Raw genomic sequence first — 18,603 nt, 5'->3', positions numbered from 1 at the left:
TCGAGAGCCCGACGAGTGGGTGAACGCGTTCAGCGGAGGTAGTCGGGCGTGTCCAGGGGACGGCGCTCGGGGTTGGTGAGCACCCAGGTCACGCTCTGCTCGGTGAGCGTGTCGACAGCCTGCTCCGAGATCCCGCCGCCCCGGACCTGGTCGAGTGCGGCATCGACGGCGCGCAGACCATCGTCCGAAAGCGGCACCCCGCTCCGCACATGCCGGGAGAATGCCGTCGCCATCGCCGCGAAGTCGCGATCCCAGTTCGCCCCGCCGTTGTCGAGGACCTCATGACCGATCCGACCGGCGATGCGGATGACCTCACCCTGCACACTCGCGGCGGGGCCGGAGCCCGGCACAAGGATCCTCCACAGTTCTGAGAACTGCTTCGTCCATCCTGAGGTAGTGACGGTGATCGCCTCGCCGTCGGCGAGCACGCGAGGGCGTGCAGGCAGGTCGATATCGAACATCTCAAGGAGATCTGTCATAGCGTCGACCGTCGCGATGCGAGCATTGCCGGCGGCCTGGTACCGGTACAGCGTCGTCATCGCCTTGCACAGATACGGGCGAGCGTCCTCGCTCAAAGTTCCGCCCCGGGAGGCGAGGAGCCGGACGACGGGCAGTCCTCGTTCGACCTTCGACGGTTCGCAGCGGATGGCGGCGAGATCGAGTGCCGTCCACCCGAGCGGATCCGTCTCGGTCAGGGTTGCCCCCCGCTCGAGGAGCAGGGCGACGACGTCGACGCGGTGGTTGGCCGCCGCAGCACACAGCGGCGTGTGCCTGCTTCCGGCTCTGATCGGGTCCGCCCCGCGCTTAATGAGCAGGTCGACGACCTCGAGATCGCCCGCCGCGGCTCGCGTGACCAGCGGCGACGCGCTGAACTGGTCTTCGGCCTCGATGTCGGCACCGTGGTCGAGCAGCCAGGTGACGCCCTCGGCGGTGACGGTGCTGTAGGCGAGAGCCGTCTGCTTGCGGTATCCGCCGCGGGCATCGAGCGGCCGAGACTCGAAGATCTCCTCCACCTCGGTCAGGGAGTACGCATCGCCGTATTCTCGGAAGTCCTTGGGCAGGGTCGTCGCCATCGTTCTCCTCAGCGGACGGTGATGCCCGACCCGGCGACGGTCTCGCCGATGACGGGGTAGCCGGGCAGCTCGCCGACGACGAGGAGGCCGCCGGACGTCTGCGCATCGGCGAGGAGGAGCAGGTCGTCCTCGGTGACGGTGTCGCCGGTCGTCAGGTGCGGACGCACCCAGTCGAGGTTGCGGCGGGTGCCGCCGGAGACGAATCCTGCCGCGATCGACTCATCGACCCCGCCGAGGCGGGGGACCTTCGTCGTGTCGATGACCGCACCGACCCCCGAGGCCCGCCCCATCTTGAAGAGGTGGCCGAGGAGGCCGAAGCCGGTGACGTCGGTGGCCGCGCGGACGCCTGCGGCCACAGCCTCCCGGGACGCGGATGCGTTGAGTTCCGTCATCGTCGCGATCGCCTCGGGGAAGACCTCTCCGGTCTGCTTGTGTCGATTGTTGAGTATCCCGACGCCGATCGGCTTCGTCAGGGTGATCGGCAGTCCCGCCTCGGCGGCGTCGTTGCGCATGATCGCCTCGGGATGGGCGACCCCGGTGACGGCCATGCCGTACTTCGGCTCGGGGTCGTCGATCGAATGACCGCCGGCGACGGGGCAGTTCGCCTCGGCGGCGACGTCGAGGCCTCCGCGGAGCACCTCGGTGAGCAGCTCGAACGGCAGGACCTCGCGCGGCCACCCGACGAGGTTGATCGCCGTGACCGGGGTCCCGCCCATCGCGTAGATGTCCGAGAGCGCGTTCGCCGCCGCGATCCGCCCCCAGTCGTAGGCATCGTCGACGACGGGGGTGAAGAAGTCGGCTGTGCTCAGCACTGCGAGGTCGTCGCGGATCCGCACCGCTGAAGCGTCATCGCCGTCGTCGAGACCGACGATGACCTGCGGGTTCGTCTGCCCGGTGAGGCCGCGGACGGCGTCCTCGAGCTCGCCCGGGGGGATCTTGCACGCACAGCCGCCGCCGTGGGCGAAACCGGTGAGGCGGTACTCCGAGACATCGATCGAGGTGTCCATGTGCGCGAGCCTAGCAGGGGAAGACTGCGGTGGTCTGGGTGTCCGAGAGGACCCCGACCGGTGCCGCGTGTGCACCTGCCGAGGTCCTCTGGTGTTCAGGCCGAAGCTGGCACCCTGTCGAGGAATCCACGCACATCCTCGATCCGGCCATGGTCATCGACGATGATGACGTCGAAGCCGATGATCACGGGTTCTGCGCCTTCGGGTCCCAGGCCCCAGCGGAAGCGAACCTGGTCGTGGTGGCCGTCCGGATCTCCGAGCGCTGTGAAGACGAAGTCCGGGAACTGGGACTGTGTGCTGTCGATGAGGGCGTCGATTCCTCCGCGCCCTCCCACCTCGGACAGGGGATCACAGTAGCTGAGGTCAGCAGAGAAGTGACGTTCGAGCAGTGCCTGCCGGTCGTCCCGGGCGGAATTCCAGGTCGCGATGCAGGCGTCGATGATCTGCTGCATGATGGCTCTCCTTGATTGTTGGGTGTGCAGGATCATCACCCATGTTTTCGCCGCTGCAGGGCGTTGGCCATGACTTCACAGGTCATGGAGGACGAGTCCGGCGCATGCCTACACTGACGACATGAACACGGTGGCGAAAGCGCAGTCGGTGGGGGACATGCTGCGGTGGTGGCGGGAACAGCGTCGCTTCAGTCAGCAGGAGCTGTCGAATCTCTCCAGCGTCTCGACCCGCCACTTGAGTCGGGTAGAGACCGGGCGTGCCCGACCCACTCCGGAGATGATCGACTTCCTCGCAGAGAACCTCGATGTGCCGTTGAGAGAGCGCAATCGGCTGTTTCTGGCGGGCGGCTATGCGCCGAAGTACTCAGAGGCGGACCTTGACGACACCTCTCTGTCCGTGGTGATGACCGGCCTGCGAGGTCTCCTCGATGCGCACGCACCGTACCCGGCTCTGCTCCTCGACGAGCAGTGGACGATCATCGACGCCAATGACGCGGTCGCTCACCTGCTGACCGACTGTGCTCCCGAGCTGCTTGAACCACCTGTCAATGTTGTCCGTCTCAGCCTTCACCCTCGCGGCCTGGCCCCGCACCTGGAGAATCTGTCCGAGTGGGCTGCTCATCTCTATCACCAGGTGCTGCGGCGGGGACAGCGCACGTGCGACGTGCGATTGAGGGATCTCGCCGACGAGATCTGCGAACTGATCGGGGAAACACCCCGCACGGAGGTCCCGGCGGGTCCCGTGGTGACGATGTCACTGCGAACGGAGACAGGGGTGTTGAAGCTGTTCAGCACCAGCGCCCGGCTCACGACTGCAGCCGACACCGCCCTTGAGGGTCTGCAGTTGGAGACGTTCCTGCCTGCCGATGCCTTCACGCGTCGGCACTTCACGTCCACCCAGGGGCAATAGGCTGTCAACTGGGTCAGTCGACGGCAGCGGCACGGCTGTGCTGGGACCCGGGGTCGGTACGGCCCTTGGGCACCGCCTCGGCGACGATCTTCCCGGGGTTGAGGTTGCGTCCGGGATCGGTGGCGCGGAAGAGCGAATCGACCATGAACGCGCCCGCCTCGGTGATGTCGTCGACGAGCCACGGACGATGCTCGGTGCCGACCCCATGGTGGTGGGAGAGCCCTCCCCCGGAGTCGATGAACTCCTGCTGCACGGCCTCCTTGACCATTCGGTACTCCGCGAGCGCGGTGGCCTCCTCGGTGTAGGGGATCGCGAACGTGAAGTAGAGGCACGCGCCTCCGTGATAGCTGTGGGACATGTGGCAGAACATGAAGCCGGGGCCGCCCATCTCGGCACGGACCTGGGCGAAGCGCTCATGCACGCGCGCATGCATGTCCTTGAGGTTCGCCCAGCTCACCCCCGTCTCGCAGACGTCGCCGAAGACCCGGTAGTTGAGGAGGAAGTCGCGCAGGTAGGGCGTGTCGAACTTCTTCTGGTCGTAGATCGCGCCCGGCCCGGTGCCGAGGCTGATTCCGCCGCGACCTGCGACGATCTTCTTGACCGCGGCCTTCTCGCGTCCGACGTGCTCCTTCGAGCCCTCGAAGCAGACGTAGGACAGGCACATCCCCTCCGTCGTGTCCCAGCCGCGCGAGCGCAGATAGGCGAAGAGTGCGTCCTGACCGCGGGCGGTGAGCTTCGCCTTCACCGTCGTCGGCTCCGAGACCATGGCGAGGCTGAACCGCGTCTCGGGTCCGTCGGAGAGCCGGGTGAACGTCGGGTTGGCCTCCGAGCGCGCGATGTCGTGCATCGCCTCGACCCCGGACGCCCAATCCGGGTAGAGGTAGGCGACGACCTCCCTCACCTCCGGCTTCCGGTGGATCCGGACCGTGCATTCGCTGATGACGCCGAGGCGGCCCTCACTGCCGAGGATCATCTCGTGGACCGAGGGGCCGGAGTCCCGGCCGGGGATCGGCTTGCTCACGACGACTCCGCGCGGGTGGACGACGCGCATCCCGCGCACGATGTCCTCGATGTCGCCGTACCTGTCCGACTGCATCCCGGACGACCGGGTCGCCGCCCACCCGCCGAGCGTCGAATAGCTGAACGAATCGGGGAAGTGCCCCATGGTCCACCCGCGGACGCCCAGCTGCTCCTCGAGGTCGGGTCCGTACGCGCCGGCTTCGACCCGCGCGAGGCCCGAGTACTCGTCGACCTCGAGGACGCGCCGCATCCGACCGAGGTTGAGCGACACGATGGGGCGCTCCTCGTCGGGGTCGGGGGTGACCGAACCGGAGATGCACGAGCCGCCCCCGTAGGGGATGAGGACGAGATCGTGGTCGAGGACCGCGGTGAGCACCTCGGCGATCTCCTCCTCGCTGCCGGGATGGACGACGACATCGGTGAGACGGGGCATCGTCCCGTTCCGGACACGGTAGAGGTCGGGCAGGGAGCGCCCGAAGGAGTGGATGACCCGCAGCTCGTCGTCGACGCTGACGTTCTCGGTCCCCACCGCCTCGGCGAGGACGGCGAGGCCATCCTCGCTCACCCGTGAGGCGGGAACGTCGAACCCGCCGAGGTCGGGGATACGCGGGCGCGGGGCGTTCCACAGGTCGAGGCCGACCTTCTCCTTCGCGATCGCAGCGAAGGCGGGCTTCGTCTCCCAGCGGAACTCGACGCCGTCGGCGCCCCAGCCCCACCAGCGGTGTCGCCTGACCTCGTCGACGCTCAGCGGTGCGCTCACGTCCTCGTCCCTTCGTCGGTGGTGTGATCTGTGGTGCCCGGTCTGTCGGCTGTGGCCTGCTCTTCTGCCGCGCCCTGCTTGTCGGGCTGCGGGGCACGGTCGGTGCGCCCGGATTCGTCGCCAGGGACACGTCGGTGGGTGAGTCGGGCGAGGCCGAGTTCGTCGGCCCCGGCGTCGAAGAGCTCCTCGACCCGGCACTGGACCCGCGCCGTCAGCGCCGGCAGCGACTCCCCGGGCTGGGCGAGGACGGGGGCGCCGACGATGACGCGCACCGGCCGGCGGCCGGGCACCGGCCAGCTCGTGCCCTTCGGCATCGCCTCCGAACCGCCGACGACGGCCGTCGGGACGATGGGCGCGCCGGTGTCGACGGCGAGTTTGATCGCCCCCACCTTGAAGTCGGCGACGAACCCGTTCTGCTGACGCCCGCCCTCGGGGAAGAGGAGCACGGGCACACCTGAGCGCAGCAGGGCGCGGGGCGTCTCGGAGCTGCCGTGGGAGCCCTCCCGGTAGACGGGGAAGGCGTTGAAGAGGAGTCGGACGAACATCCGCTTGTGCCACGCTGTGAAGAAGTAGTCATAGGCGACCCCGGCGGCGAGCAGACGCGCCTGTCCTCGCGGCAGGCTCTGCGCGATGAGCGGCGCGTCGAGGTGCGAGGTGTGGTTGGCGACGACGAGGAACCCACCGCGCAGGCCGCGCACCTCGGGATCGATCCGTGCCGAGGGGGTGATCGTCGAGCGGACGAGACCGCGAAAGAGGACGCGCTGGAGGACGAAGCGCAGCGCCGCGCGCGCCCGGGAGCGGTACATCGCCGTGGGCGGGGCTGGTCGGGGCGGGGGCGCGGCCTCCGGCGTCTGGGGCACAGTCATCGGGGCCGTCTCGGGCACGGTCGATGGCCCCTCGGGCGCATCCGATGTGGTTCTCTCTGCTCTCATCGCCCGGGGTTCGGAGCCGACCCCAGAACCGGATGCCGCCTCGGCGAGGAAATTCTCCCCGTCCCTCGTACGGTGCCCCACGCGCGGACGAAGCCGCTCGCGCGGATGGCGCACGTCGTGCGAGCGAAGCCCCACGTACGCACGGTCGTGGGGCTCGCGATCAGGCGCCACGGCGGTCTCTCTCCTCGTTCCGGCGGGAGGTGAGAGCACTCGAGAGTCGGTGGATCGCCGACCGGGGGGCGATCCGGAGGCCTGCGACGATGGCCTTCCAGCGCAGCTGCGGTACGCTCACGGTCCGACCCCTGGCGACGTCGCGCAGGCACTCCTCGACGAGGTCGTCGGGGTCGAGCCAGAGGACATCGGGGATCGAGGTCCCGGCGATGCCGGCGCGGGCATGGAACTCGGTGCGCACCCAGCCGGGCACGAGCGCCGTCACGGTCACCCCGGTGCCGGCGGTCTCGACCGCGAGCGACTCCGAGTAGTTGAGCGCCCAGGCCTTGATCGCGGTGTAGTTGTTCTGGGTCAGGCCCGAGCTCACCGAGCACACGGTGATGATCCACCCGCGTCCGCGCTTGGTCATCGCCCGGGCCGCGGCACCGCCGATGACGAGCACCGCCCGCTGCATCACCTCGAAGCCGCGGTCATGCTCCTCGAGGTCCGTGGCGAGCAGGCTCGCCCGCACGGAGAACCCGGCGTTGTTGACGACGATGTCGATGGGTCGGTGCTCTCCGGGGTCCTCGATGCGGACGGCGACCCGCGTCTGGTCGTCACGGTCGGCGAGGTCGGCAATGAGCGTCTCGACCTCGATCCCGAAGGTCGAGCGCAGGTCGGCCGCGAAGGTCTCGAGCCTGCCCTCATCGCGGGCGACGAGGACGAGTCCGACGCCGCGAGAGGCGAAGGCCCGGGCGAACGCGGCACCGATGCCCGCGGTGCCTCCCGTGATCAGAGCGACATGCATGCTTGTTACGATACAGTGACCTGCGTCATACTCCGCGATGACCTTGAGGGTGACCGCACCACCCATCCGATTCCCCGCCGGCTCCGAATGAGCATCCGAGACCGTTTCCGCGCGACCCGATAGGCAGCACATGACATCCAGCCGCATTCTCCTGACCGGCGTGACGGGATTCCTCGGTCAGGCGGTGCTCCAGGCCCTGCTCGAGAGCAGGCCGGACGTCACCATCACCGCCCTCGTGCGTCCCCGGGGCACCCGGTCGGGCAGGCAGCGCCTCGAACGGCTGCTCGCGAAACCGGTCTTCGGCTCCTGGATCGGACGGGCCGGTGAGGCCGCCGTGCGGGATGCTCTCACGGCGCGTGTCGAGGTCCTCGAGGGTGACCTCACCGACCTGCCGCCGCTGCCGCACGCCTTCGACGTCGTCATCCACTCCGCGTCGTCGGTGTCCTTCGACGCCCCCATCGACGAGGCGTTCCGCACCAACGTCACTGGAGTAGAGCATCTCTACCGGGCCCTGCGCGAGACCGGGCAGGACCCGCACGTCATCCACGTCTCGACGGCGTACGTCGGCGGCATCTCCAAGGGCCTCGCCCAGGAGCGTCGGCTCAGCCACAACGTCGACCACCGCGCCGAGTCCGCGGCCGCTGAACTCGCCCGCGACCGGGTCGAAGCCGAATCCCGTGCTCCCGAACAGCTGCGCCGCTTCCTCCGCAGTGCCCGCGCCCAGAGTTCCCGGATGGGACCCAAGGCCGTCGCCGCGTCCGCCGAGGCGGCGCGGGAGGCCTTCGTCGCCGACCGCCTCGTCGAGTTCGGCCGCACCCGCGCCGAATCCCTCGGCTGGACCGACGTCTACACGTTGACGAAGGCGATGGCCGAACGCGTCGCCGAAGCCGAATGGGCCGACCAGGGCCACCGGGTCTCCTTCGTCCGGCCCTCGATCATCGAATCCGCGCTCCGCCTGCCCCACCCCGGCTGGATCGACGGCTTCAAAGTCGCCGACCCGCTCATCATGGCCTATGCGAACGGCGGGCTGACCGAGTTCCCCGGCCACGCGGACTCCGTCCTCGACATCATCCCCGTCGACTTCGTCGTCAACGTCATCCTCGCGCTCGCCGCAGAGGACGAATCCACCGCCGCCGAGGCGGGGGCCCGGTACTTCCATGTCGTGTCCGGCACGTCGAATCCCCTGCCGTTCCACCAGATGGTGAGCACGGTGCGCGAGTACTTCCTCGACCGCCCGATCCCCGACCCCGAGGGCGAACCGACCCCGGTTCCCGAATGGAGCTTCCCGAGTTCCGAGCTCATCGAACAGCGCATCCGCCTCAAGGAACTGAGCTCACGTCTCGGGCGGGCCGTCGTCGACCGGCTGCCGTCGTCCCGGCGCACCCGCGGGTGGGTCTCGCATCTGAGCCGCGTCGATGCGGGGCTGCGGTCTCTGCGCCAGTTCGCCGACCTCTACCGGCAGTACACGAAGACCGAGATGGTCTTCGACGACGCTGCCACCCGCCGACTCCACGAACGACTGCCCGCGGACACTGCGCCCGAGCGGGGGTTCGACGTCACCGACATCGAGTGGGACCGGTACTTCAAGGACATCCACCTGCCCGCCATCACCGAACTCACCCGCACCTACGCCCGCACCCGGGCGCGCACGAGGCAGGACCGCACCACCTCGGCGGGGCTGCTGCCTGCCGGCGATGCGCTCGCCGTGTTCGACCTCGACGGCACGGTGATCTCGACGAACATCGTCCGGCAGTACGCGGCTGTCGTCCGCGCCACCCAGCCTCCCCACCGCTGGCCGGGAGCGCTCGCCGGCATCGCCGGGATCGTCCCCGGGCTCCTGCGCGCCGAATCCCGTGACCGCTCCGAGCTCATCCGCATGGTCAACCGCCGGTACCGGGGGTTCCACATCGACGAGCTGCGCGCGGTCATCGCGGGCAGCCTCGGGGAGCGGATCCGCGACTCGATCCGCCCGCAGGCCCGCACCCTCATCGACGAGCACCGCGCGGCCGGACACCGCACCGTGCTCGTCACCGGTGCCCTCGAAGTCCTCGTCGAACCGCTCGCCGACCTCTTCGACGAGGTCGTCGCCACCCGCATGGACGTCACCTCGGACGGCGTGCTCTCCGGGTACCTCGCGACTCCGCCGCTCGTCGACGAAGCCCGCGCGAACTGGCTGCGGAAGTACGCGAGCGGCGTCGGCGCCGACCTCGCGAAATCGACCGGCTACGGCGATTCCTTCGCCGATGCCGCGTGGCTCGAGCTCGTCGGCGAGCCGATCGCCGTCACCCCCGACCTCGGCCTCTACGGACATGCCCTGAAGAAGCGATGGAAGGTGCTCGAATGGTGATGCAGGGAAGCCGGAGTGCGGTCGACGTCGAGCATCCGCCGGGTCACGTCGACGGACGCCTGTTCTCCGACGCGGACCATCCGACGGTCCTCGTCACCGACTTCGACGTCCCCGGCTACCTCGAGCAGGCGCGGGGTCGCATCCCCGTCGACCGCGAGCGCATCGATCTGCCCGCCGAGGCGGCCCGTGACCTGGGATTCCTCTGGCGCTTGGAGAACTCTGCGCTCGCCGAGACCCGGGCGCTGCTGGCCTCATGGACGGCGAACGAAGCCCGGATCACCGCCTTCGTCACCGCGTGGGGATATGAGCGATACTGGCTGGCCAAAGCGCTGCGGGACGTCCTCGATGCCGGTCGGACAGCTTCCGTCCCAACCCCTTCGCGCTCGCCGTCGACCAGGCTGCGCGAGGTCTGGGTCGAGCGTGCGCTGCCGATCGTCGCTCCCATCGTCGGGGGCGTCGTCAGGGAGCCCGTCACCGCCGGCCACATGGCCCGGCTCGCCGTCCAGGAGGGCGCCCTCCAGGTCGCGGAGGCCGCCCTGCTTCCGCGGCTGAACGGGGAGGCCCGCCGTGTCCTCGCCGAGGTGGTCGAGCGTCGCGAGGAGATCGTGCGGTTCTTCCGCACCGAGGCGATCGCCCGCATCACCCGGTCACGGCGCGAAGCCGTCCTCGCCCGGATCCACCTCGGCTGGCCCTGGGCGCCGCTGCGCGTCGTCGGTGTGCCCGAGCCCGACGAGGCGGCGGCACTCGCGAGCCTCTTCGCCGAGGGCTTCGACCGGCGGGCGCTCACCGCCTCCGATGCGGTGATCGGACAGCTGCTGACCGGGAACCCTCGGCCGTCGGCGGACGAGGTCCGGGCGGCGCTGCGCACCGCGCGCCGACGGCCGGGTAGTCCAGGCCGACCGAGGGTGACCAGGGACGGACGGCCAGGCACCGCGGGCAATCGCCTGCGGCCCACCCGCAGGCGACCGGTTCGAGACAGGAGTGAGAATGGCCTTTGACTTCGACACCTATGCCGAGACGTCCGAGGCGGTGAGATGGTCGGACCTCGACTTCGACGTCTTCGACGAGATGCCGTTGGATGCGGACACCCTGCGCACGGTCCGCTACATGTGCGACGTCGAGTACCACACGACGTGCTTCGTCCGGGAGCTCCTCGTCACCCCCTCGCACCGGGAGGACGCGCCGGCGGCGTTCATGACGATGTGGAACCGGGAGGAGTTCTGGCACGGCGAGGCGCTCGCCGCGGTGCTGAAGAAGCACGGCATCCACGTCGACTACGACGAGATCAAGGCGAAGCGGGCGGGACTGGGCTGGAAGCTCGCCCTGGGTCCGGCGAAGCAGTCGCTGCTGTCGAACATGGTCGGCTCCGACTTCATCGCCGTCCACATGGCATGGGGCGCAGCCAACGAGCTCTCGGCCACCGCAGGCTACCGTCGGATGGCGGCGATGCAGGACCACCCGGTGCTCTCGCCGCTGCTCGAGCGCATCGCCAAGCAGGAGACCCGCCACGTCGCGTTCTATTCGACGCAGGCGAAGGAACGGCTCGAGGACAACCCGCGCGCGCAGAGGATCGTGCGACTGGCGCTCGGGAGGCTGTGGAAGCCGGTGGGCTCGGGGATGATGGACGACGCCGAGGTCAAGCACGTGATGACCCACCTCTTCCGGAACCAGACCGCTGAACTCGACAAGCTCGACAAACGCGTGCAGAAGCTGCCCGGTCTCGGGGACCTGACGATCTTCCGCAACGCCTTCGCCCGCCTCGGCATCGACTGAGAGGCGCGGCACCGGACTCCGGCACCGCCTCGGCGGCGCATGCGAAATCCTCACCACCTCGGCGAGGGAATGTGAACGGTCGAGGGATCAGATGAGCTTCGTCGGATCGGCCGGGTTGCCGGCCTCGGGATGGCAGTCGCTGAGCGCCCGACCCTTCGTCAGCCGCGCGACGAGGGGTTCGTTGACGCGGGAGGAGAAGAAGGCGATGAGCGGGCCGCAGAAGAACGCGGTCATGATCGTGCCGACCCCGACGGGACCGGAGACGAGGATTGCGCCGACGAGGACGATGAGGTCCTGCGGGACGCGCACACGCTGGTACTTCCACCCGGTGCGGTCGACGATGATCGGGGCGATCGCATCGTAGGGCGCGGTCCCGACCCCGGCGGAGATGTATCCGCTGGCACCGAACGCGAAGACGACGATGCCGATCGCGAAGAACAGCGTCGCACCCCCGTGATCGCCCGGTGCGACGGTGAGCGGAGCGAGGAGACCGGCGAAGAGGTCGATGAAGAACCCGGTCAGGGTCATGTTGATGACCGTGCCGACGCCGATGTAGCGGCGGGCGAAGATGAGCACGGGAATGAAGAGGATCGCGTTGCTCAACAGCTGATATGCCCCGAGGCTCCACCCGAACCGCTCACTGATGCCGATGTTGAGCGCCGTGTACGGGTCGACGCCGACCCCTCCGGTCTGGAGGATCGCCGCGCCGAGGCCGATGAGGACGACTCCGGCGAGCGCGTAGAGCGACCGCAGCGCCAGGGATCCGGGAGCTCTCTCCTTCGCCGCGGTCGCCATCGTCAGGCCTGGAGGTCGATGACGACCTTGATGTCGCCGGGGTGATGTTCGAAGGCCTCGAGCGCCTGGGAGAGGGGGACCGTGCGGGAGAGCAGGGAGGTCAGCCATTCCTCGTCGGCGGCGGCCAGCGCCGCGGCTGCCTGCTTCCAGTGGTCGACGTTGGCGTTGACGGATCCGACGATTGCGACGTTGTCGAGGACGATCGTCTTGCCGATGCTCGCGAGGTCGAGTCCGGTGGGCTCCTGCGGATCGTGCATGCCGAGGAGGCAGACGACCTGGTAGGGGGTGACGGCCTCGAGGATGTCGGCGAGGGTCGCCGAGTCCCCGGTCGTGTCGAGGACGATGTCGGGCTTCACCTCGGCGAGGACGCCGGGGAGATCACCGGAGTGGAACTGCCCGCCGAGGCGGTCGACGAGCTCCTCCTTGTTGTCCCGCTGGGTGGCGTTGTAGAGATGGACGTCGAGCCCGCGCTGCCGGCCGAGGAGGGCCGCGAGCAGCCCGATCGTCCCGCCGCCGACGATGACGACGGACGCCGGGTCGAAGAACGCGCGCTCGCCGACGCGGAAGACCTGATCCCAGGCCTTCGCGACGACCGAGGTCGGCTCCATGAGCACGCCGGTGCGCCCGAGGCTCGGGTCGAGCTTGACGGCGAAGTCCTGCTTGACGACCCACTGCTCGGACCCGAATCCCGGCAGCTCCTTGATCCCGCGTTCGGTGTACTCACCGTTGCGGCACATGTCGAACTCGCCGTGCGCGCACGCCGGGCACGGCACGGGGTCGGGGCGCCGGACGACCCCGGCGATGAGGTCGCCCGGGGCGAAGGCCGATCCCTCCGGGGCGGCTTCGACGCGGCCGAGGGACTCGTGGCCGATGATGAGCAGTTCCTCACCCGGAGGCGCCCACCCGTACTGCCCGCCGTTGAGCTCGCGGTCAGTGCCGCACACCCCGATCGCCAGGCCGGTGACGAGGAGTTCGTCGGCGGCGGGCTCGGGCGTGGGCATGTCGGTGACGGCGAGCGAGTCAGCGGTGCCGGGGGTGACGGTGAGTGCTCTCATCGGGGTCCTTCGTGGTCGGGTTCGGGGTCGTGGGTGGGTGTCGCGTGGGTCGTGAGTGGGTGTCGCCTGGTCGGGCGGCTCGTCAGGCGGCGTCGCTCACCCGTCGAACGGTGCTGCGGGGACCCCGGTGGCGCCGGGGGCGACGGCGAAGACGCCTCCTGCGCCCGGTTGGGTGCCCGGCTCGGCGTTCTCCTGGGTCGTCGTGATGAAGAGGGTGCGCAGATCCGGTCCGCCGAAGGTGCAGGCGGTGACATTGGTGACGGGAAGGTCGACGATCTCGAGGAGTTCGCCGCCTGAGCTGCGGCACTCGACCCGCGATCCGCCGTAGATCGCCGTCCACACATTGTCCTCGGCGTCGACGCAGAGTCCGTCCGGTCCGCCGGCCGGGTCATCGTCGTCGAGGGTGAACACGCGACGGGGGTTCCTCAGTCCCGCCGACTCGTCCCAGTCGAGGACCCAGGTACTGCGGGTGGGGGTGTCGTTGTAGAAGGCGCGGCGCTCATCCGAGGTCCACGCGATGCCGTTGGAGATGGTGACGTCGTCGAAGACCGTGCTCACCGAGCCGTCGCCGGTAATCCGATAGAGGGCGCCGCCGCCCTCGCCCTGGTCGTAGCGCATCGTGCCGGCGAGGAATCGACCGGCCGGGTCGCACCCGCCGTCGTTGAAGCGGACGTCGGGGTCGGTGACCACCTCGGCGATCTCCGTCCATGCCCCGCCGGCGGGATCGTCGGAGACGCTGAGTCCGTGCTCGGTGAGGACGGCGACGCCGCCGGCGACGCGGGGGCGCAGGCATCCGGCGACCGGGCCGGGAACGTCGAGCGCGTCGACCATGTCGGGGGCCACCGGTGTGAGAACTGACCCGGCGGAAGTGCCGCTGACGTCGGCGGTCAGCGCTTCGGGTCGCACGGTGAGGATCCGTCCGGCGAGCATGTCGACGTAGCGCAGCGTGTTCGCGACCGGTGAACCGTCGTCGGGCCACCAGACGGGACCTTCGGCGTGGAAGGCGACGGGAGGGACGAAGAGCTCTGCTCGCATGCTTCCTGCCTTGTGGGAGGGACGCTGGACGGGGTCGGTCGGGGACGTCGGCCGTGGGGTCCACGCTATTGCCGCCGCTCACCTCAGTCAACGCCCCTTGCGGGATGGGGTCCGACCGCGGTGGATCGCCATGTCCGCGGTACCCGGTAGAGTTCGTTCCGGAGGCGTCTGGCGTCCTGGTGGGCCCCCCGGTCTTCAAAACCGGTGAGACCGAGCATCTCGGTCTGGCGGGTTCGATTCCCGTCCGCCTCCGCCACAGACATCGCCGGCAGGGACGCCTGCCGGAACGGGACGTGAGCGTGTGCGCGTCGGCACAGAGGAGGAGGCAGCCATGGTCGAGGCCGACCCCCGCCGGAGCATTCCGCGCACCGATCATCTCCTCGCCCTGCCCGAGGTCGCCGCCGCCCGCGACCGCCTCGGCGAGGCGACGATCCGTGCCCTCATCGCCGATGCCCAGGACTCCGCCCGGTCAGGGAAGCTTCCCGTCGCCGAGGTGACCCCCACCGTCATCGCGGCCGTGACCACGCGTTCGACCTCCTCGCTCACCCCCGTGCTCAACGCGACCGGCATCATCGTCCACACGAACCTCGGTCGCGCACCGCTCTCACCTGCGGCGCAGCAGGCCGTCAGCGATGCCGCCGGCTACGTCGACGTCGAGATGGACCTCGAATCCGGCAAGCGGAGCAAGCGCGGAGTCGGGGCGAAGGCGGCGCTGCTGCGCGCCTGCCCCGCCGCCGAGGACGCGCTCGTCGTCAACAACGGCGCCGCCGCCCTGCTCCTCGCCGTGACAGCGCTCCGGGGCAGTGGGGACGCTGCGGATTCGACCTCGCCGGGCCGGTCCGGTCCGGGAACCACCGTCCCGGATGAGATCGTCGTCAGCCGCGGGGAGCTCGTCGAGATCGGGGCCGGCTTCCGTCTGCCCGACCTCATGGTCACCACCGGCGCTCGCCTCCGCGAGGTCGGCACGACGAACCGGACGCACCTGGCCGACTATGCCGCGGCCATCGGCCCGGCGACCGCGAGCCTGCTCAAGGTCCACACGAGCAACTTCCGCGTCGACGGCTTCACCGCCGAGGCGAGCCTGCCCGAGCTGCGCGGCCTCGCCGACGAACACGGGCTGCCGCTCATCGCCGACCTCGGCAGCGGGCTCCTCACCCCCGACCCGGTTCTGCCGAACGAACCCGACATCGACACGGCCCTCCGGGACGGGGCTGACGTCGTCATCGTCTCCGGCGACAAACTCCTCGGCGGACCGCAGGCCGGCCTCATCCTCGGCCGGACCGGGGCCGTCGAGCGGATCGCGAGGCACCCGCTCGCCCGCGCGATGCGCACCGACAAGCTCACGCTTGCGGCGATAGAGGCGACGATCGCAGGAGCCTCGAACCCGGTTCATGACGCCCTCCACCTCGACCCGGTTGACCTGCGCAGACGCACGGATCGCCTCGCCGAGGCGGTCGGCGGAACCGTGGTCGTCCACGAGGGTCGCGTCGGCGGTGGGGGTGCTCCCGGCGTTCCGCTGCCCGGGTGGGCGCTCGAACTGCCCGAGGAGTTCGCCGAACCGCTGCGCCTCGGCGACCCGGCCGTCGTCGCCCGCGTCCACCAGGGTGTGTGCCTCGTCGACCTCCGGTGCGTGCCCGAAACCTCCGACGATGCGCTCGCCGATGCGATCCGGGCGGCCGCCGACCGCCTCGGCGGGACCGGCGCAGCGGCTGACCGCGGTCAGGGCGGACCCGGCATCACGGAAACCGCGACGCAGACGGTCACGAACGACCGCCTCGGCGAGGGCACCTGATGTTCGTCGTCGCGACGGCTGGGCACGTCGATCATGGGAAGTCGACCCTGGTCAAAGCCCTGACCGGGATGGAACCGGACCGGTGGGAGGAAGAGCGCAGGCGCGGGCTGACGATCGATCTCGGGTTCGCGTGGACGACGCTGCCCTCGGGTCGGGAGCTCGCGTTCGTCGACGTCCCCGGGCACGAGCGGTTCCTCGCGAACATGCTCGCCGGGGTCGGGCCCGCGCCGATCGTCTGCTTCGTCATCGCCGCGGACAAGGGCTGGCAGGCCCAGTCGAGCGATCATCGGGACGCGATCGCGGCCCTCGGGATCGACCGGGGGCTCGTCGTCGTCACCCGCGCCGACCTCGCGCCGGACACCGTCACGGAGACGGAAGCCCAGGTGAGGGCCGAGCTGCGGGGGACGACGCTCGCCGATGCGCCGATCGTCACGGTCTCGGCGACGACGGGGCAGGGCATGGACGAACTCATCGCCCGCCTCGACGAGGTCACCGCCGCCGCCCCCGCTCCGGACGCGGACGCGCGCGTGCGGCTGTGGATCGACCGGGCGTTCTCGATCACCGGGGCGGGCACCGTCGTCACCGGCACGCTCACTGCGGGAACCCTGCGCGCAGGCGACCGGGTGCGCGTCGTCGGCGAGTCCGTCGACCTCGTCACCGGGATCCGCGGGATGCAGAGCAGGGAATCCTCCGCCGAGGTCGTCACCCCCGCCGCGCGCGTCGCCGTCAACGTCCGCGACGTCCCCGTCGACGACATCCACCGAGGTGACGCCCTCATCACGCCCGATGCGTGGCCGATCGTCGAGGTGCTCGACGTGCGCCGGACGATGGGTGAGGCGCTCGACGACGGCGTCCACGAGCTCATGCTCCACATCGGCACCGCCGCCGTGCCCGTGCGTCTGCGCCCCTTCGACGCCGAGCACGCCAGACTCACCCTCGAGCGCCCGCTGCCGCTGCAGCTCGGCGACCGCATGGTGCTGCGCAACCCCGGCAGCCGCAACGTCTTCGCCGGCGTCGTCGTCCTCGACGTCGACCCGCCTGAGCTGGGACGACGCGGCGACGGGGCGCGGCGGGCCGCTGCGTTGGCATCGCGGCCGGTGACCGGGGACGTCCTCGCCGAGGTGGCCCGGCGGGGAGCCGTCGAACGCGTGGTCCTCGTGCGGTTCGGTCTGACGGTGCCCGAGGCGCTGCCCTCAGGCGTCGAGGCGCTGGGTGCCTGGCTCGTGCACGCTCCGACGCTCCAGGCGTGGGTGACGGCGGCCAAGGAAGTGGTGGCGAAGCAGCTCGCCGCACAGCCGATGGCCCCGGGCGTGCCGGTCAAAGCCGTCGTCGAGGCCCTGCGTCGGGTCGATCCGCCGCTGCCGAGTGCTGGGGCCCAGCCGGCCGCGTCCCCAGGCAGCGGAACCGGGATCGGCGCGCTCGTCGCCGAGGTGATCCGACGAGCCGGTCTCGAGGCGGCCGACGGCGTGGTCCGCCCACCCGGTCACCGCGCGGATCTCGGCCCTGCGGAGGCGGGTGTCGCCAAGGTCGAACAACGCCTCAAGGCCAATCCCTTCGATGCCCCCGAGGCCGATGATCTGCGGGCGCTGTGCCTGGGAGCGCGGGAGCTCGCGGTCGCCGAGAAGGCGGGGAGGGTGCTGCGCCTCGGCGACGGTGTCGTCGTCTCCCCGCGGACCCCGGCGCAGGCGATGCGACTGCTCGCGGGACTCGATCAGCCGTTCACGACGAGTCAGGCCAGGCGGGCGCTGGGGACGACGCGGCGCGTCGTCATCCCCCTGCTCGAGCACCTCGACTCCCGCGGGTGGACGAGGCGACTCGACGGTTCGCACCGCGAGGTCGTGCGGTAGGACGTGCTCGAAAGCGGCGGGCGGTCCGCGGTGCAGTCAGGGCCGCTGACCAGATGTCCGAGCGCGACGGACAAGTCCGCTGCGCAGGGACTTCACGTTGGCGATATTGATGCGCCCCCGCATCAGCGCCGGTAGAATGTAGTGACAGTAGGCACAAGCCGGAGGGGTTGCGATGACGACGATGTCGAGTCGGGAATTCAATCGAGACGTGTCTGCGGCGAAGCGTGCGGCAAAGGACGGCCCGGTCACCATCACCGACCACGGGCGACGCTCACATGTGCTGCTCACTGCGGAGGACTACGACGCACTCGTCGACTCCGACGAACTCATGGGTGATCGGCTCGTCATCGAGGGCGACGATGTCGAGCTGGAGCTTCCGCCGCGCTCGGGGTCGTCGCTGCGGATTCCGACGCTGTGAGGTTCCTTCTCGACACGAACATCGTCAGCGATGCGCGCCGCGGAGGCCGCTCACCGGCCGCCGAGTGGGTGAGGACGCAGCGACTGCGCGCCCTCGCAATCAGCGCGATCACCCTCCTCGAGATCGACCTCGGAATCCGGCTCAAGGAGCGCAGAGACCCCCGAGCCGGGGTCGTGCTCCGACGCTGGCTCGACGATCAGGTGCGGGAAGCGTTCACCGGGAGGATCCTCCCGGTCGACGAAGCAGTGGCGCTGCGGGCGTCGCAGCTTCATGTCCTCGACCCGATGTTGGACATGGATAGTCTCATCGCGGCGACGGCGATCGCGCATTCGCTCACGCTCGTCACGCGGAACACCGCTGACTTCGAACGCACCGGCGTCGCCCTGCTCAACCCCTGGGACGACTGAGGAGCGTCGGCGCGAACCCGCC

At 69.9% G+C, this 18,603-nt stretch carries 17 protein-coding genes and 1 tRNA gene; 9 read left to right on the top strand and 9 right to left on the bottom strand.

The window, feature by feature from the left end:
• Window positions 1–29: 29 nt before the first annotated feature.
• The 3 genes from AC0VYB_RS17630 to AC0VYB_RS17620 form a co-directional block, all read right to left on the bottom strand.
• Window positions 30–1,073 carry an ankyrin repeat domain-containing protein gene (locus AC0VYB_RS17630; RefSeq protein ID WP_475384894.1) on the bottom strand — a complete coding sequence of 348 codons (1,044 nt, stop codon included), beginning with the start codon at window positions 1,071–1,073 and terminating at the stop codon, window positions 30–32.
• Window positions 1,074–1,081: 8 nt separating this feature from the next.
• Window positions 1,082–2,080, bottom strand: a complete 999-nt coding sequence (gene selD / locus AC0VYB_RS17625) for a selenide, water dikinase SelD (RefSeq protein ID WP_009376786.1) — start codon at window positions 2,078–2,080, stop codon at window positions 1,082–1,084.
• 95 nt (window positions 2,081–2,175) lie between these two features.
• Window positions 2,176–2,532, bottom strand: coding sequence for a nuclear transport factor 2 family protein (locus AC0VYB_RS17620; protein ID WP_063250354.1), 357 nt, complete (start codon window positions 2,530–2,532; stop codon window positions 2,176–2,178).
• A 121-nt stretch (window positions 2,533–2,653) separates the two neighbouring features.
• On the opposite strand from AC0VYB_RS17620, the gene AC0VYB_RS17615 reads away from it, so the two are divergent.
• Window positions 2,654–3,442 carry a helix-turn-helix domain-containing protein gene (locus tag AC0VYB_RS17615; RefSeq protein WP_009376784.1) on the top strand — a complete coding sequence of 263 codons (789 nt, stop codon included), beginning with the start codon at window positions 2,654–2,656 and terminating at the stop codon, window positions 3,440–3,442.
• A gap of 13 nt (window positions 3,443–3,455) precedes the next feature.
• On the opposite strand, the gene AC0VYB_RS17610 is transcribed toward AC0VYB_RS17615, so the two are convergent.
• The 3 genes from AC0VYB_RS17610 to AC0VYB_RS17600 all read right to left on the bottom strand — a co-directional run bounded on the left by AC0VYB_RS17610 (window position 3,456) and on the right by AC0VYB_RS17600 (window position 7,112).
• Entirely contained in the window at window positions 3,456–5,222 is a 1,767-nt protein-coding gene (locus tag AC0VYB_RS17610) for an FAD-binding oxidoreductase (RefSeq protein ID WP_475384893.1), read from the bottom strand.
• Entirely contained in the window at window positions 5,219–6,088 is an 870-nt protein-coding gene (locus AC0VYB_RS17605) for a lysophospholipid acyltransferase family protein (protein ID WP_162909075.1), read from the bottom strand. Before AC0VYB_RS17605 ends, AC0VYB_RS17610 begins: the two co-directional genes overlap by 4 nt.
• Window positions 6,089–6,314: 226 nt before the next feature.
• Window positions 6,315–7,112, bottom strand: a complete 798-nt coding sequence (locus AC0VYB_RS17600) for an SDR family NAD(P)-dependent oxidoreductase (RefSeq protein ID WP_040341360.1) — start codon at window positions 7,110–7,112, stop codon at window positions 6,315–6,317.
• Window positions 7,113–7,242: 130 nt separating this feature from the next.
• Here AC0VYB_RS17600 and AC0VYB_RS17595 point away from each other — a divergent pair, with 130 nt between their 5' ends.
• From AC0VYB_RS17595 to AC0VYB_RS17585, 3 genes are read left to right on the top strand one after another with little or no spacing between them, the layout of a single operon-like run.
• Window positions 7,243–9,459, top strand: coding sequence for an HAD-IB family hydrolase (locus AC0VYB_RS17595; RefSeq protein ID WP_009376780.1), 2,217 nt, complete (start codon window positions 7,243–7,245; stop codon window positions 9,457–9,459).
• Window positions 9,453–10,457, top strand: a complete 1,005-nt coding sequence (locus AC0VYB_RS17590; RefSeq protein ID WP_167560096.1) for a hypothetical protein — start codon at window positions 9,453–9,455, stop codon at window positions 10,455–10,457. The genes AC0VYB_RS17595 and AC0VYB_RS17590 overlap by 7 nt, the downstream gene beginning before the upstream one ends.
• Window positions 10,447–11,232: a ferritin-like domain-containing protein gene (locus AC0VYB_RS17585; RefSeq protein WP_167560094.1), complete on the top strand. Its 786-nt coding sequence runs from the start codon at window positions 10,447–10,449 to the stop codon at window positions 11,230–11,232. Before AC0VYB_RS17590 ends, AC0VYB_RS17585 begins: the two co-directional genes overlap by 11 nt.
• Before the next feature lie 87 nt (window positions 11,233–11,319).
• Here AC0VYB_RS17585 and AC0VYB_RS17580 read toward each other — a convergent pair whose 3' ends face one another.
• From AC0VYB_RS17580 to AC0VYB_RS17570, 3 genes are all read right to left on the bottom strand, one after another.
• Window positions 11,320–12,027 carry a YczE/YyaS/YitT family protein gene (locus AC0VYB_RS17580; protein ID WP_259864120.1) on the bottom strand — a complete coding sequence of 236 codons (708 nt, stop codon included), beginning with the start codon at window positions 12,025–12,027 and terminating at the stop codon, window positions 11,320–11,322.
• A 2-nt stretch (window positions 12,028–12,029) separates the two neighbouring features.
• Window positions 12,030–13,082 (bottom strand): glucose 1-dehydrogenase, encoded by a 1,053-nt coding sequence (locus tag AC0VYB_RS17575; RefSeq protein ID WP_259820805.1) that lies wholly within the window; start codon window positions 13,080–13,082, stop codon window positions 12,030–12,032.
• A 96-nt stretch (window positions 13,083–13,178) separates the two neighbouring features.
• Entirely contained in the window at window positions 13,179–14,117 is a 939-nt protein-coding gene (locus tag AC0VYB_RS17570; RefSeq protein WP_259820806.1) for an SMP-30/gluconolactonase/LRE family protein, read from the bottom strand.
• Between the two features lie 160 nt (window positions 14,118–14,277).
• Here AC0VYB_RS17570 and AC0VYB_RS17565 point away from each other — a divergent pair.
• From AC0VYB_RS17565 to AC0VYB_RS17545, 5 genes are all read left to right on the top strand, one after another.
• Window positions 14,278–14,373, top strand: a tRNA-Sec gene (locus tag AC0VYB_RS17565).
• A gap of 75 nt (window positions 14,374–14,448) precedes the next feature.
• Window positions 14,449–15,909, top strand: a complete 1,461-nt coding sequence (gene selA / locus AC0VYB_RS17560) for an L-seryl-tRNA(Sec) selenium transferase (RefSeq protein ID WP_009376769.1) — start codon at window positions 14,449–14,451, stop codon at window positions 15,907–15,909.
• On the top strand, window positions 15,909–17,756 hold the full coding sequence (gene selB, locus AC0VYB_RS17555) for a selenocysteine-specific translation elongation factor (protein WP_009376752.1): 1,848 nt from the start codon (window positions 15,909–15,911) through the stop codon (window positions 17,754–17,756). The genes selA and selB overlap by 1 nt, the downstream gene beginning before the upstream one ends.
• Window positions 17,757–17,928: 172 nt before the next feature.
• Entirely contained in the window at window positions 17,929–18,174 is a 246-nt protein-coding gene (locus AC0VYB_RS17550) for a type II toxin-antitoxin system Phd/YefM family antitoxin (RefSeq protein ID WP_009376749.1), read from the top strand.
• Window positions 18,171–18,581: a type II toxin-antitoxin system VapC family toxin gene (locus AC0VYB_RS17545; protein WP_009376747.1), complete on the top strand. Its 411-nt coding sequence runs from the start codon at window positions 18,171–18,173 to the stop codon at window positions 18,579–18,581. Before AC0VYB_RS17550 ends, AC0VYB_RS17545 begins: the two co-directional genes overlap by 4 nt.
• Window positions 18,582–18,603 lie beyond the last annotated feature (22 nt).

It is taken from the genome of Brevibacterium sp. Z349TD_9 (assembly GCF_056173565.1).
This window is presented reverse-complemented; position numbering and strand designations above follow the sequence as displayed.